Source organism: Bacillota bacterium, from assembly GCA_024655925.1.
Lineage (GTDB): Bacteria > Bacillota > DTU025 > DTU025 > JANLFS01 > JANLFS01.
The window spans coordinates 16,651-29,778 of the sequence record JANLFS010000030.1 but is presented as its reverse complement, the minus strand read 5'-3'; the positions used below and the strand labels follow the sequence as shown (position 1 = coordinate 29,778).

Annotated in this window: 12 protein-coding genes and 1 pseudogene; 11 read left to right on the top strand and 2 right to left on the bottom strand. The window is 61.2% G+C overall.

The genetic code is table 11. The features are described 5' to 3' along the window. The 11 genes from NUW23_06450 to NUW23_06400 all read left to right on the top strand — a co-directional run. Positions 1 to 391 (top strand): DUF1540 domain-containing protein (locus NUW23_06450; protein MCR4425818.1); only part of this gene is annotated, 391 nt, incomplete at its 5' end. 243 nt (positions 392 to 634) lie between these two features. Next, positions 635 to 1,465, top strand: a complete 831-nt coding sequence (gene spo0A / locus NUW23_06445) for a sporulation transcription factor Spo0A (GenBank protein MCR4425817.1) — start codon at positions 635 to 637, stop codon at positions 1,463 to 1,465. A 431-nt stretch (positions 1,466 to 1,896) separates the two neighbouring features. Next, entirely contained in the window at positions 1,897 to 2,223 is a 327-nt protein-coding gene (locus NUW23_06440; GenBank protein ID MCR4425816.1) for a hypothetical protein, read from the top strand. A 1-nt stretch (position 2,224) separates the two neighbouring features. Next, positions 2,225 to 4,195: a V-type ATP synthase subunit I gene (locus NUW23_06435; GenBank protein MCR4425815.1), complete on the top strand. Its 1,971-nt coding sequence runs from the start codon at positions 2,225 to 2,227 to the stop codon at positions 4,193 to 4,195. Between the two features lie 2 nt (positions 4,196 to 4,197). After that, the gene (locus NUW23_06430; protein ID MCR4425814.1) at positions 4,198 to 4,677 is read left to right on the top strand and encodes a V-type ATP synthase subunit K; all 480 of its coding nucleotides are present in this window, start codon (positions 4,198 to 4,200) and stop codon (positions 4,675 to 4,677) included. 19 nt (positions 4,678 to 4,696) lie between these two features. Continuing rightward, entirely contained in the window at positions 4,697 to 5,317 is a 621-nt protein-coding gene (locus tag NUW23_06425) for a V-type ATP synthase subunit E (protein MCR4425813.1), read from the top strand. 20 nt (positions 5,318 to 5,337) lie between these two features. Continuing rightward, positions 5,338 to 6,381 carry a V-type ATPase subunit gene (locus tag NUW23_06420; protein ID MCR4425812.1) on the top strand — a complete coding sequence of 348 codons (1,044 nt, stop codon included), beginning with the start codon at positions 5,338 to 5,340 and terminating at the stop codon, positions 6,379 to 6,381. After that, positions 6,374 to 6,706, top strand: coding sequence for a V-type ATP synthase subunit F (locus NUW23_06415; protein MCR4425811.1), 333 nt, complete (start codon positions 6,374 to 6,376; stop codon positions 6,704 to 6,706). The genes NUW23_06420 and NUW23_06415 overlap by 8 nt, the downstream gene beginning before the upstream one ends. Then, positions 6,703 to 8,490, top strand: coding sequence for a V-type ATP synthase subunit A (locus NUW23_06410; GenBank protein MCR4425810.1), 1,788 nt, complete (start codon positions 6,703 to 6,705; stop codon positions 8,488 to 8,490). Before NUW23_06415 ends, NUW23_06410 begins: the two co-directional genes overlap by 4 nt. Then, complete coding sequence (locus tag NUW23_06405; protein ID MCR4425809.1) at positions 8,483 to 9,877, top strand: V-type ATP synthase subunit B; 1,395 nt, start codon at positions 8,483 to 8,485, stop codon at positions 9,875 to 9,877. Before NUW23_06410 ends, NUW23_06405 begins: the two co-directional genes overlap by 8 nt. A gap of 3 nt (positions 9,878 to 9,880) precedes the next feature. Further along, entirely contained in the window at positions 9,881 to 10,522 is a 642-nt protein-coding gene (locus NUW23_06400; protein ID MCR4425808.1) for a V-type ATP synthase subunit D, read from the top strand. A 64-nt stretch (positions 10,523 to 10,586) separates the two neighbouring features. Here NUW23_06400 and ccsA read toward each other — a convergent pair whose 3' ends face one another. Then, positions 10,587 to 12,881, bottom strand: a complete 2,295-nt coding sequence (gene ccsA, locus NUW23_06395) for a cytochrome c biogenesis protein CcsA (GenBank protein MCR4425807.1) — start codon at positions 12,879 to 12,881, stop codon at positions 10,587 to 10,589. 46 nt (positions 12,882 to 12,927) lie between these two features. Further along, positions 12,928 to 13,071 (bottom strand): annotated as a pseudogene (locus tag NUW23_06390) (HNH endonuclease). Between the last annotated feature and the right edge of the window lie 57 nt (positions 13,072 to 13,128).

The window sequence follows — 13,128 nt, the reverse complement described above, 5'->3', positions numbered from 1 at the left end:
ATATTATTGGGAGCGTGTCGGAGCCAGTGCCGGGGCGCTCCTTCGCTTTTGGTGCGTTGCTAGGGGGCGGCGCTGCACCACTGGGGCATACTACCGCAGGGACTCCGTGAGAGAACCATCTCATGAGAAAGGAGGGCGGTACCGAGTGGACAACAGGATCATGTGCAGCGTCAGCAACTGCCACTACTGGACGAACGGGAACATCTGCGACGCATCGCAGATCATGGTCACTTCCGACCAGCTCGCTGCCGAGAAACCAGACAGGTTCGATGCGCTCCAGGCATCGACCGCTGCTGCCACTCCGGCCGGGCGGTGTGAACAGACATGCTGCAAGACGTTTGTGAGGAGAGGAAGCGACGAGATCCAGGTCGACGGCGTGCAGCGAATGTAGAGCGGCGGGCCAGACGGACGACGGACGAACCCCCTGCGACTCGGCAGGGGGTTCCTGTGTTCCCCGGGGCCTCTGGAGTGCGATAAAGTGCGACACGAATTGCGATATTGATGTCGATAAATGGAGCAAAATGTTGCGACAACTTTTTTGAGTTCGGCAGGAGTCGGGCTCCGGACGAAGAATAGATGATTCGCCGAGAACGAAGATAACCTCGTTGGCCAAAGGAGTTTGGAGGGAAGAAGCTTGACGGACGACAAGACCAGAGTTCTTGTGGTAGAGAACAACAAGGACCTATGTGACGTCCTGGAGGTTCTCATACGCGACGAGCGAGACCTGGAGCTGGTCGGCGTTGCCAACGATGGACTCCAGGCCCTCGACATGGTTCAAGAAACCCAACCCGATGTGATGCTGCTCGACATCATCATGCCCTACCTCGACGGAATGGGAGTCCTGTCCCGGATGAGCGAGATGGACCTCCCGAGACGTCCGAAAGTGATAGTACTGTCTGCTTTCGAAGAGGAGGATATGGTCCGCAAGACAGCGAGACTCGGCGCAGACTACTATCTCCTCAAACCCTTTGATCGCGAAAGCCTCATAAGCCGTATCCGCCAGGTTGCGGAAACGGAGCCCGTCTTCTCGAAGCCCAGGCCTGAGAGAACCTACGGATCCAGACTTCCTCGAGAGATAGACCGGAAACCCAGCAATGCGCCTTTCGACCTTGAGACCGAGGCCACCCGCCTCCTTTACAACCTGGGAGTCCCCACCTACTTCAAGGGGTATGTATACGTCAAGGAGGCCATCATTCTTGTCACCAGGGAGATAGGACTTCTGGGAGCGGTCACGAAGTCTCTCTATCCCAAAGTCGCTGAGAAGTTCGGCACCACCCCTCTCATCGTCGAGGCGGCCATAAGATACACAATCCAGAAGACCTGGAAGCAAGGGAATCCAGAGTACATTAACAAGATCTTCGGGTACGCAGTGAACCTCAGAAACGGGAAACCCCCCACGAACTCATTCTTCATAGCCAAGATAGCGGAGGAATTGCGCCTGGGGATGCTGGAGCACGCCCAGTAGGCCCGGCGCGGGCCCCCACAAGTTCAGGGACTGCAGTCGGATGGAACTCATGCCAGGACTTCGATCAGCGCCTGGCCCGGATTGGGTTCGGGAAGGTGTTAGGCTTACGTATTGGGTGATGATACTGGAGCCCAGACTCATTAGCCGAGATCGCACGGACTCCTCGGAATGCCTCTCGCTCTCAGACAGGCGAGAGGCTTTGGTTAGGTATCCCTTCGTTGACTACATCAATCGCCTACACCCTCTCCCAACATCACCCATCCGTCTGCATGGCTGATAAGGATCCTGACCACCGTTCCCAGAGGCGCGGCTGCTCAACTTCCAGCCACGTTCAATTCCTCAGCGCTCGCCAGCGCGCTGTCCGCCCGCGTTGCGAACTGGCCTGCACTGTAGTATATTTGTGTTTGGGTTTGTGCAAGGAGTGTTGGCCAATGGAGATCAGCGCCATAGACCAGATCCGCGAGACTGAGCGCGAGGCGGAGCAGACGGTTCTCGAGGCGGAGCAGGAAGCGAAGGCTAGAGTGCGAGAAGCCGCGCAGCAGAGCGAGCAAATCGTGCACGAGGCGGAGCAGGCTGCCCTGTTCCGGGCGAAGGAAGCCGCCCGGGAGGCCGAAGCTGCACTCGCCCGTGAAACCGCGCACAAGCGCAAGGAGATCGCGGCCCGAGTGGAGGAGACCCTCGCCCGCGCCAGGCTGAACCGGGAAAACGCGCTCAGGGCCGCTGTGGAGAGGATCGTGAAGGCCGTTGGCGATCGCTGAAATGAGTAGGGTGACCGTCATCGGTCACGAGGACCGTGTCGGTGATGTCGTCGACCTACTGCAACGCCAGGGCAACGTGGAGGTTACCCTGTTCGGGACTGACCTCTCCGATGAGGAGAGGCGTTGTCATGGTTGCCCGTTCGAGCCCGGGGCGACTCTTGCACGGCTCGAAGGGCTTCTGTCCGAACTCAAGTACACCATCGATTTCATGGCCAAGCACCACCGGATCCCCAAGACGATGCTGGAGAACTTCACCGGGTACCGTCTGAGGATGACCGCGTCCGAATGGGACCGCTTGATCCAGGGCGAATCTCAGGCCGTATCGGAACTGTATGGCCGGGCGAGGAGTCTCGACGAGGAACTCACCGTGCTTGCGGCTGAGGAGGCCAAGGCTGCCTCGGGGATCGAGGCTCTCCAGGCTTGGCTGAATGCTGGCTTCCGGATCGACCAGTCCCGAGCGGGGCAGTTCGTCACAGTGGTCATGGGCACCTTAGCGGCGGACACCTGTGAGTCGTCGCTTTCTGAGATCTCTCGGACCCTGCTTGAATTCGCGTGGGAGGTCGTTGGCACGCTCGATAAGGTGTCCTACGTAGTGATCGCCTACCCAACCTCGGTGGAAGAAGTGGCGGCACAGACCCTGGCCGCACACGGCTTTTCCCGGGCATCCTTTTCTGGCTTTTCTGACACCCCTGCCAACGAAATCGAGAAGCTCGAGGCGGAACTGGAGCGGATCCACGCACGCAGGGCAGAGGTCATGGGCATGGTGGAGGCATTCGTATCCGAGAGGCCACGCGCGTTCGCGCTCTACGACCACCTGGCCCGGGAGCGGGACAAGCTTGCAATCGTGGCCAACTTCGGCGGCACCAAGAGGACTTTCGTGATAGAAGGCTGGGCACGAACGCGCGATCTCCCCGCCATCCGTGGGTCGGTTGAGGGGGAGTTCCCGGATGTGGTGGTGCTGGACCGCCCTGCGATGGAAGGGGAGCAGCCGCCAGTGGACCTGGTCAACGGCCCTCTCGCTTACCCATTCGAGGCGGTCACCAGGATAATGGGTCTTCCCAAGGTAGGCGGGATCGACCCTTCCCCGCTTCTGGCCCCCTTCTTTTTCGTTTTCTTCGGTGTATGCCTGACAGACGCTCCTTACGGGGTGGCCCTTGCGGTCATAGGATACCTCCTTCTCAAGAAGACCAGGGCGAAGGGCATGGGCCGTCAGCTTTTGTTCCTGATCATGGCCGGGGGATTGTCCACGTTCATCATGGGTGCGCTGTTCGGGGGATGGTTCGGCGATCTGTTCGCGCGGGTCTTCGGTCTCAGGCCGATCTGGTTTGACCCTCTCAAGGAGCCGTTGAAGTTTCTCCTCCTAGCATTCGGGCTCGGGGTCATCCAGATCTTCTTCGGCCTCGCGGTCAAGGCCTACGATAACATACGCCGGGGGAATCCTCTTGCGGCCCTCTTCGATCAGGGTTTTTGGGCGGTGTTCCTCATCGGGCTGGGGCTCACGATCGGGGGCGGATCACTCGGGCCGGGTGTGGCCAAGGCCGCCCGGTACGTTGCTATTGTTGGTGCCCTGGGGCTCGTGGCGACGCAGGGCCGGCACCATAAGAACCCTCTTATGCGTGTCGGGTCCGGGTTGTTGAGTCTCTACTCGACCACATCCTACGTGAGCGACGTTGTGTCCTACGCGAGGCTGTTCGGACTCGGGTTCACCACCGCGGTCTTGGGCATGGTTATCAACGATATCGCACTCAGGCCCGCGGGCATCCCGATAGTTGGCCCGATCATTGTCGTGGTTGGGCTGGCCTTCGGCCACGCCTTCAACCTCCTGATCAACGTGATAGGCGCGTACGTGCACTCGAGCAGGCTGCAGTACGTGGAGTTCTTCAGCAAGTTCTACGAAACGGGTGGGAAGAGGTTCTCGCCCTTCAGAGTCACCATGAAGTACGTTGAGGTCGACAATCCGAAGGAGGCATAACCATGAATCTGTCAGTCGGGGGAGTCCTCGCATTCATCGCGGTGGGGATCGCTGTGGGGTTCCCAGGCATCGGTTCCGCGATCGGGGTTGGGCTGGTTGGCAAGGCCGGGTCAGGCGTCATCACTGAGGACCCGGATAAGTTCGGTCAGATCCTTCTTCTCCAGGCCATCCCGGGCACTCAGGGTATTTACGGGCTTCTTACAGGGCTCATGATAATGATGCGCGTCGGGGTGCTGGGCGGAACCATACCTTCGATCCCCGCTCTCACCGGCGTCATGCTCATAGGCTCCGCTATCCCGATCGGCCTCGTCGGATGGCTCTCCGCGATCTCCCAGGGCAAGGTCGCAGCAGCCGGAGTCAGCATAGTCGCTAAGCGTCCAGAGGAAATGGGTAAAGCGGTCATCTTCGCCGCAATGGTCGAGACCTACGCCGTGCTTGCGCTCCTTGCGAGCCTCTTGCTCCTCTTCTCAATCCAGATCTAGGCCGGCGGGAGTGTATGAGATGCAGAACCTAGACAGGCTCAAGGCCAGGATCATTGATGAGGCGAAAGCCCGTGCTTCCCAGATCCTCGCGCAGGCTGATGAAAAGGTCCGGGAGACCCTGCTCGAGGCGAAACGTAACGGGGAACGCAGGGCGAAAGAGATCGAGAATGCCGCGACCCGGGCACGAGAGGAGCAAATGCGCCGGGGGCGGATCGGCCTTGCGCTGGAGGAACGGAATGCAATCCTCCGGGTCAAGGGCGATATGATTGATGCCGTGCTCGCTGAGATACCAGAGCGCCTGGGGAAACTCCCAGATGACACGTATCTCGATCTGGCGTCCGCGATGATCCTGTCCGCATCTCCTAGCGGAGACGTGGAGATAGTGCCGTCGCCAAGGGACCGCAGCCGGATTACCCCAGAGTTCCTTCTGTGTGTCGAGAACAAGCTGAAAGCAGCGGGCCTCTCCGCCAGGTTCAGCATGGCGCGTGAGGATGCGGACACATCCGGGGGTTTCATCTTGCGGATGCCCAATGTCGAAGTAGATTGTTCTCTTGAGGCCCTGCGCGACCTGTACCGGCAAGAGCTCGAACCCCTGGTGGCGCAGGAACTTTTTGGAGGGGGCGACGGACTCCCGGAGTGAGCGTGGGGGAGGTAACAAGCTTGAACTACGAGGATGCGTTCGCCTACGCGGTGGCGCGCGTCCGTGTTCTGGAGAACCGGATGATTGATTCGGCACGGTTCAACAGGATGTTGGAGGCGGCGGACCTCGAGGAGTTTGCGAAGATCCTCGCGGAGACTGAGTACGCCCAGTCGGGCAGGCCGGACCCGCGTCGATACGAAGAGATGATCGATGAGGGCCTTGGGCGTGCCTATGACACAGTGGGCGGGTTCTCGCCAGTGCCCTACCTGACCGGGGTGTTCCGCGCGCAGCACGATTTCCACAATCTGAAAGTGCACCTGAAGGCAAGTCAACTCCCTCAAGCCGCCCCAAGAGGTTTCTCTCCGGTAGGGTGGCTTGGCCGGGACGAGATACGGGTGGTCTCGGATCTCCGGGCTGGTGCGGAGATTGAAGACGCGGATTTTCCGGTGGAGCGCGACCGCGCTATCCTACAAGATGCACTCCGGCAGGCGGGCGAGCAGGCGATTGCGGCTTACCGGGCAGCGGGCCAGGATCCCCAGTACATCGACATGGTCGTGGACCGGGCGACGTTCGACTACTACCAGGGTGTGGCGAGACTGTACAAGGCTGCGTTCCTCGAAGAGTTGATTGCGGCTCTCGCTGATCTCACCAACATCCGTATATACATGCGGCTGCGCGCGATCGGGAAACCGTCTGGGTTTTTCCTGTCCGCCGCAGTGCCCCATGGATCCATAGACACTGGGGCGATGGCCGAGTTCTTTGGCGAGCCTGTGGACAGGTTCGCAAGCGCGCTGTCAAGGTCGGCGTACGCGAAGGTGGTCTCCGAGGGGGTCGATGAGTGGCAGAAGACTGGATCCTTGAGGAGGCTCGAAGCCCTGGCGGATGCTGCCATCGCCGAGAGGGTCCGGGAAACCAGGTACCTCGCGGACGGGTACGAACCTGTGCTGGGCTATCTCATGGCCCGGGAGAACGAAGCCTCGACCCTCAGGCGCATCTGCGTGGGCAAGGTCAACGACCTTCCGCCGGACACCATCCGGGAGAGGTTGTGTGAAGGTTATGCATAGAATCGGCGTGATAGGTGATGAAGACTCCATACTGGGCTTTCGGGCTCTCGGTGTCTCGGTTTTCCCGGTCTCGGATGAGCGGGCGGCTGAGGAGAGGCTCCACGCGCTGGCGCGCGAGGACTACGCGGCGATCTTCATCACCGAAGGGTTCGCGAAAGGGATCATAGATGCGATAACAGAGTACAGCAAGCGGCCGCTTCCGGTGGTTCTCACCATTCCCGACAACCGGGGGAATACCGGGGCGGCGCTTGAGAAGATACGGCGGACCGTTGAGAGAGCGCTCGGCGCCGACATCCTGTTCGGAAAAGAGGGGAACGCCTCATGAGTTCGCAGGTGAATGTAGGTAGAATAGTCAAGGTTTCGGGCCCTCTGGTCGTCGCCGAGGGGATGCAAGGGGCGAAGATGTACGACGTTGTGCGGGTCTCCGACCGGCGCCTCGTCGGTGAGATCATCGAGATGCGAGGGGACCGTGCATCGATTCAGGTTTATGAGGAGACGTTCGGCCTTGGCCCGGGCGAGCCGGTCTACACCACCGGGGAGCCACTCTCCGTCGAGCTTGGTCCCGGTCTCATAAGCTCCATCTACGACGGAATTCAGCGCCCGCTCGACCGCATCAGGGCGGCCACGGGCGACCGCATAGCCCGCGGTGTGGAAGCGCCCGGGCTGGACCGCGACGCCGTTTGGGACTTCGGACCCAGGGTGAAACCAGGCGACCTGGTCGTCTCAGGCGATATCCTCGGCACGGTCCAGGAGACTCCCGTCGTGAAGCATATGATCATGGTCCCGCCGGGAGTGTCGGGAACGGTACAGTGGGTCCACTCCGGCGATGCCCGGATCATGGACACCGTGGCGAGAATAGAGACCGGACAGGGCGAGGTCCGCGAGGTCACCATGATGCAGAGGTGGCCGGTGCGCCGGGGCAGGCCGATCCGGGAGAAACTCAGCCCGACCGAACCGCTTGTCACAGGTCAGCGTGTTCTCGATACTTTCTTCCCGGTGGCCAAAGGGGGCACGGCGTGCATCCCAGGGCCTTTCGGGTCCGGGAAGACGGTTGTCCAGCACCAGCTGGCCAAATGGGCGGACGCAGAGATCATCGTGTACGTCGGCTGTGGTGAACGTGGGAACGAGATGACCGACGTTCTCATGGAATTCCCGGAACTTCTCGACCCCAGGTCCGGGGAGCCTTTGATGAAGAGGACTGTCCTCATCGCCAATACCTCCGACATGCCGGTTGCTGCGCGTGAGTCGTCGGTGTACACGGGGATCACCATAGCTGAGTACTTCCGGGACATGGGATACAGTGTCGCCCTCATGGCGGATTCCACCTCACGGTGGGCGGAGGCGTTGCGCGAGATGTCGGGGCGTCTCGAGGAGATGCCAGGCGAGGAAGGCTATCCCGCTTATCTCGGCTCCCGCGCCGCGGCGTTTTACGAACGGGCGGGGAGGGTCATCTGTGCCGGGTCGGATGGGCGCGAAGGCTCCCTCACTGTCGTCGGCGCGGTCTCTCCACCTGGCGGCGACCTGTCCGAGCCAGTCACTCAGGCGACGCTGAGGATCGTGAAAGTGTTCTGGGCATTGGACGCGGCGCTCGCCTACAGCAGGCACTTCCCTGCAATCAACTGGCTCACGAGCTATTCGCTCTACCTGGACCGGATCGACGCACGCCTGCGCGAGAGACTCGGCGACTCTTTCGTCGAGATGCGCGGGGAGGCCATGAAGATTCTTCAGGAAGAGGCAGAGCTTGAAGAAATCGTACGGCTCGTCGGGGTCGACGCCCTGTCCAGCCGTGAGAGGCTGACTCTGGAGACCGCCAAGAGCCTGAGGGAAGACTTCCTCCACCAAAACGCGTTCCACGAGGTCGACACCTATACTTCCCTGGAGAAACAAGCTGCCATGCTCGCCGCGATCCTGGAGTTCGATCACGCTGCGCGCGAGGCGGTGGAGCAAGGGGTGGACCTCGACACCCTCCTCAGGCTACCGGTTCGCGGGAAGATAGGGCGGATGAAATACACCGAGGAGGCGCACATGGACGAGATCCGGTCCCTGGCGGAACAGGCCCGGTCGGAAGTCCGCGCGATCTCGTCCGAGGGAGGCGAGGACGTTGCTTAAGGAGTACCTCACCATAAGGGAAGTCGCTGGTCCTCTCATGCTCGTCGAGCAGGTGCAGGATGTCAAGTACGGAGAGCTTGTGGAGATCGTGATCTCCTCGGACGAAATCCGGCGAGGGCGCGTCCTCGAGGCTTCCGGCACCAACGCACTCGTGCAGCTTTTCGAGGGCTCAGCGGGTCTCGATCTGAGAGCCGGGCGCGTCAGGTTCCTCGGGCGCGGAATAGAGCTCGGCGTGTCCCCCGAGATGCTTGGGCGGGTCTTTGATGGCCTGGGCCGGCCGAGGGACAACGGGCCGAAGATCATCCCCGAGCAGAGACTCGACATCAACGCGGCGCCGGTGAACCCCTACGCCCGGGACTACCCGTCTGAATTCATCCAGACTGGGATCTCTGCCATCGACGGCCTCAACACTCTGGTCCGTGGACAGAAGCTCCCCATCTTCTCCGGAGCTGGCCTGCCCCACGCCCAGATGGCGGCGCAGATCGCGAGGCAAGCCAAGGTTCTCGGCTCGGGCGAGCAGTTCGCTGTGGTGTTCGGGGCGATGGGCATTACCTTCGAGGAGGCGGACTACTTCGTCTCTGACTTCAAACGGACAGGTGCGATCGAGCGTGCGGTCATGTTCATGAACCTTGCCAATGACCCTGCCATCGAGCGGATTTCTACGCCCAGGATGGCCCTGACCGCCGCAGAGTACCTGGCGTACGAGAAGGATATGCACGTCCTGGTAATCTTGACTGACATGACCAATTACTGCGAGGCCCTGCGCGAGGTGTCGGCTGCCCGCAAAGAAGTGCCGGGCCGGCGTGGGTACCCCGGCTACCTCTACACTGACCTCGCCACAATGTATGAGCGGGCAGGGAGGATCAAGGGGAAGAAAGGCTCGATAACTCAGATACCGATCCTGACGATGCCCGAGGACGACAAGACCCATCCGATCCCTGACCTTACGGGATACATCACTGAGGGGCAGATCATGCTCAGCCGCGAGCTTCACCGCAAGGGCATCTACCCGCCTATAGACATCCTGCCGTCCTTGTCGCGCCTGAAGGACAAGGGCATTGGCCGTGGCAAGACCAGGGAGGACCACGCAGACACCATGAACCAGCTCTACGCCGCCTATGCCCGGGGCAAGGAGGCGAAGGAACTCGCGGTGATCCTGGGCGAGGCCGCCCTCTCCGAAGTCGACAAGATCTTCTCCAGGTTCGCGGACGAGTTCGAGCGCCGTTACATCAGGCAGGGAGAAGAAGAGAACAGGACCATCGAGCAGACCTTGAACCTTGGCTGGGAACTCCTCGGGATGCTGCCTGTGGACGAGTTGAAGCGGGTCAGGGAGTCCTTCATCGAGAAGTACCTGCGGAACCAAGATCCTGAGGCCGCGGAGGCGTAGCGAATGGAAGTCAGAGTGAGCCCCACCAGGATGCAGCTTCTTCGGCTGAAGAAGCGCCTGGCCATGGCCACGAGAGGGCACAAGCTCCTCAAGGACAAACTGGACGAGCTGCTCCGCCATTTCCTGGAGCTGATACGGCGGAACAAGGAGCTCCGGGAGGAAGTGGACCGGGCGCTCGGGGAGGCATTTTCGGCTTTCCTGGTGGCCCGGGGGGCGATGTCCGAGGCCTCGGTGGAAGGCGCCCTCATGTACCCGAAGGAGAGCATAAGCATCACTGCGTCCAAGAAGAACATCATGAACGTGCAGGTCCCGCATTTCCAGTGGAGCTTCCGGGGGCAGGAGGACAGGACCGACATCTACCCCTACGGGTTCGCCTACACCTCGGCAGAGCTCGACGGGGCGATCAGGCTTCTGTCGGAATCGCTTCCAAGCCTCGTGGAACTGGCTGAGGTGGAAAAGTCCGTCGAGCTTCTGGCCCTGGAGATAGAGAAGACCCGAAGGCGTGTCAATGCCCTGGAGTACGTGCTGATCCCTAAACTCCGGGAATCCGCCAAGTACATCACGATGAAGCTTGACGAGGCGGAGCGCGGCAACCTCACCAGGCTGATGAAGGTCAAGGACATTGTGAGGGCGCGAGGGGTTTGAGATTAGTGCTGGGGCGAACGCCATAGGCCGCGAATGAGTCATTAGGCTCGCCGCTCATCACCCGCTAGTCTATCCCCCGTGCTCGGCGGATGACCGCGAGGGTCGTGCCTGCCAGCAGAAGGATTGACCCAACCCATAGAGAGTTCGCTAGAGGCTTGCGGCTCACCTCGACCAGGACTGCCTGAGGTGCTGCGGCGGCCGCCGGCGACTGGTTTTCCCCATCGGGCGTCCCAGTAACCTGCCTGTCACGCTTGCCGGTTTGCCCTTCCACCTCTCCTACCATGCGAACAATCTGCACGGTGGCTGTGCCGTTCGTTGCGTCTATCGCCTCGAGGTGAAACGCCACTGGGCCGACGGGAGTCGCTAGCACCGCGTCCTGATGAGACTTGCCCGACCGGGTGAGTGCCAGAACCGGCGTGGCGGTTCCAAGGATCTTTCCGTCAGACGTGACCACTTCGAGCTGGGCGCCGACGGCCATCTGCGACTCTGCATGCTGGCTCATGTCGAACCGGATGAACCTGACCGTGAGCCCTGCCGCGGTGGCCGACTGCCCTTTCGACAAGGTCACAGAGACAGACCCTTCCGTTTTCGAGCGTGTCTCCGGTCCAGAAGAGAAAGCCTCGAGAGGGGCGATATACAGGTCCTCGTAGAGGGCGGAATGGATGTATGGGCGCCGGACGGGGCCGCGCCTGGTAGTCTGTATATATGGCGCGGCGCGGAACATCTTATCCCCCAGGGCCACGTCCAGCGCCAGGCGGACGCCGCCGTCCTCCTCCAGTTCTGCCCCAGTGTAGGTCATCTCATATCCAAACACCGGCTTCGGCGAACCCATGGTCAGGCTGAGCCTGACGGTGTCGTCATATGCCGAAGTGGCGATGATGCCAATGAAGATCAAGGCCACCCCCACATGGGTGATGTACCCTCCAATCCTGAGAAGGCCGGACCGGGCCGCCCGCGCCACCATGAGGATGTTGGCGGCGAGGCTGAGGAAGGCGGCGAAGAGAAAGGCCAAGAACCAGATGCCCCTCGCGCCCATCGCCAAGGCCACGATCGTGAGCACGACGGCGGCAGCGACCGGGATTGCGAGCAGGCACCCCATGTGGCGAGAGTCGGAAGAACGCCACGCCAGGAACGGGCATATCCCCATCAGCATTGCGAGCAGGAACCCGAACGGGGCGTTTGTGATGTTGTAGAACGAGGTGCCGACCGCGGACGGGTTGCCTGTGAACTTGGTTAGAAGCGGGGCAGACGTCCCCAGCAGGATAACGGCGGCAGACCCGACGAACAGAAGAGCCGTCGCGAAGACCGCGAAGTCTCGGGATACCATGCTGTCGTAAGGTTCGGAGTACCCACGCGCTCTCGCCATGCTTGGCAGGCGGTATATGAACAGACCAGCCGAGGCTATGGTGATGATGGCGAGGGCCCCGACAAGGTAGGCGTTGATGCCCAGGGCAGAAAAGGAGTGGACTGAGAAATCGGAGAGCACCCCGCTTCTCGTCAGGAAGGTGCCGTAGATTATGAGCAGGAGAGTCACTATGGCCAGGGCTATGTTGGTCCTGAGCATCCGGCCTCTCCTCAGCTGCATCAGAAGTGTGTGAAGGAGAGCCATGCCGGAAAGCCACGGCACGAGCGAGGCATTCTCCACCGGGTCCCAGCCCCAGTATCCACCCCAGCCCAGGACGGAGTAGGCCCACTTGGCCCCGATCAGGATTCCTGCCCCCAGGAAAAGCCAGGCCCCCAGGGTCCATGCGAGACCCGGGCGAACCCAGGTTGTGTAGTCGTCATTCCACAGAGCGGACATGGCCCATGCGAACGGCGCCGCGCTCAGCGCGTACCCCACGAATACTATGGGTGGGTGAATCGCCATCCAGGGGTTCTGCAGGAGCGGGTTGAGACCCGCGCCGTCAGTTCGGACCACCCGCATCAGTTGGAACGGGCTGGCCTTGAGCAGGAAGACCAGCAGCGCTATTTGAACAGCGCTGAAGAATGACATCACGGAAGGCTCGTGGTCTCTGGACGTGAACATGAGGATCGTGCCTACCGCCGCGCCGAAAAGCGCCCATAGCAGGAATGTCCCTTCCTGGCCCGCCCAGAACGCGGATATCAAGTAGACTGTGGGCAGGTCACGGGATGAATAGGAGTACACGTAGGTCAGGCTGAAGTCATGCCTGAGGAGCGCGGCCACCAGAGCCGCAGAGGCCAACGCAAGAAAGGCGAAGGACACCAGGAACGCCCCGCGGGCTCCTCTGACCCTCGCCGTCCGGATACGACCTGATTGTCCAGGAACCGACCCGTACAGCCCGAGCGCGACCGCAGTTGCGACGGTCGCCCCGATCACGGTGAGGTTCCATGCACTCAATTCGGTCCACCTCCACCAAACTACGCGGCGTCGGGAGCCCCTGCCTTCAGGCGTGGAGCGGAGACGCCGCGCTTCCCCCTATTTGGGCATATTCGTATCCATTGGTTTTTTGAAGCAGCCGCAGGTACTTTGGATGCACGTCCAAGCCGTTCAACTTGAAGCTCGGCCTATGCCGGACGGCTATCCGGCCGGTATGCCTGTTTGGTGCCGGGCGACAGGGCCTGGAACTGGCACGCATCCCAGGGTA